General features: G+C 70.8%; 2 protein-coding genes. Both read right to left on the bottom strand.

What is annotated here, in order from left to right; genetic code table 11:
* Window positions 1-4: 4 nt before the first annotated feature.
* A complete protein-coding gene (locus B4M60_RS03035; protein WP_291080162.1) occupies window positions 5-454 on the bottom strand; it encodes an SRPBCC family protein in 450 nt (149 codons plus the stop codon).
* 80 nt (window positions 455-534) lie between these two features.
* A partial coding sequence (locus B4M60_RS03030) for a cation transporting ATPase C-terminal domain-containing protein (RefSeq protein WP_291080160.1) occupies window positions 535-1236 on the bottom strand: 702 nt, incomplete at its 5' end.

Raw genomic sequence — 1236 nt, 5'->3', positions numbered from 1 at the left:
GGGGCTACCCCTCGACGTCGGCCTTGAGGTTGGACAGCAGCTCGTGCTGGATCCGCTTGAGCCCGGCCGGCGCGAAGGTGCGCTCGAAGAAGCCGCCCACTCCCCCGGCGCCGTCCCACGAGGTGGTCATCTCCACGAGCGACCCGCCGGTCGCCTCGCGCACGGTGTACGTGGTGGCCATCGACGAGTTGGCGTCCTCCTCGACGAGCGACCAGTGGGCGGCGGCGTCCTCCACGGTCACGGTGGCCCTGACGTCGCGGCTGCGCTTCTTGGTGGCCTGCAGGTTCCAGGCCGCGACGGTGCCCTGGCCCCGGCCGCCCTCGATCAGCCGGTACGCGCTGAACTGCTCGGGCTGGATTCGGGGACGGACCTGGGCGTAGTCGGCGATCGCCGCGGTGACGGCGGCGACGGGCGCCTCGATGACGATGGTGTTGCTGGCGGTGACCCTGCCCATGACTGTGGTGTCCTCCTCGTCGGTCCGACCGTGTCGCGCCGACCGCGGCCCGCGGTGGCGGCGCCCTCCAGGAGTGCGCGTCAGACCACGTCCATCCTGCCCGATCCGCTCTCCCGCCGAGCGCGCCACCTCGCCCCGACCTTGCGGAGCTCCTCCAGCCACAGGATCGACGAGCCCACCGCCGCGGCCAGCAGCCACTCGTCGCCGTGCAGCGAGGTGGTGTCGAAGATCCCCTGCAGGAACGGCACCTCGACCACCGTCACGAGCAGCACCGGGACCGCGACCAGCGCCACCCAGATCGGCGCGTTCCGGGCCATCTCCCGGGAGAACACCGAGCCGGTGGTGGATCGGACGTTCATCAGGTTGAACACCTGGAAGAAGACGAAGGTGGCGTACGCCAGCGTGGTGGCGAACAGCGGCACGCCCGCGCGCTCGGGGAACACCCGGTCCGCGAACCCCAGGACGAGCAGCGTCCCGGCCGCCATCACCACGCCGAGCCACAGGATGCGCACCAGCCGTGCCGGTGTGAGGATCTGCTCCCCGGCCGGCCGGGGACGCCGACGCATGGCATCCTTCTCCACGGGCTCCACGCCCAGGGCCATGGCCGGCGGGCCGTCCATGACGATGTTGACGAGCAGGACCTGCAGAGCGGAGAACGGCACGGCCGCCAAACCGAACAGCCCGCTGGCCAGGAAGACCAGGACGAACGCCCACGCGGTGGTGAGCTGGAACTTGACGAACTTGACGATGTTGTCGTAGATCCCCCGTCCCTGACGCACCGC

It is taken from the genome of Dietzia sp. UBA5065, from assembly GCA_002415925.1.
Taxonomy (GTDB): Bacteria; Actinomycetota; Actinomycetes; order Mycobacteriales; family Mycobacteriaceae; genus Dietzia.
This window is presented reverse-complemented; position numbering and strand designations above follow the sequence as displayed.

Coding starts and splice junctions, on each gene's coding strand:
- B4M60_RS03035 (WP_291080162.1), bottom strand. CDS start 454: ATGGGCAGGGTCACCGCCAGCAACACCATCGTCATCGAGGCGCCCGTC.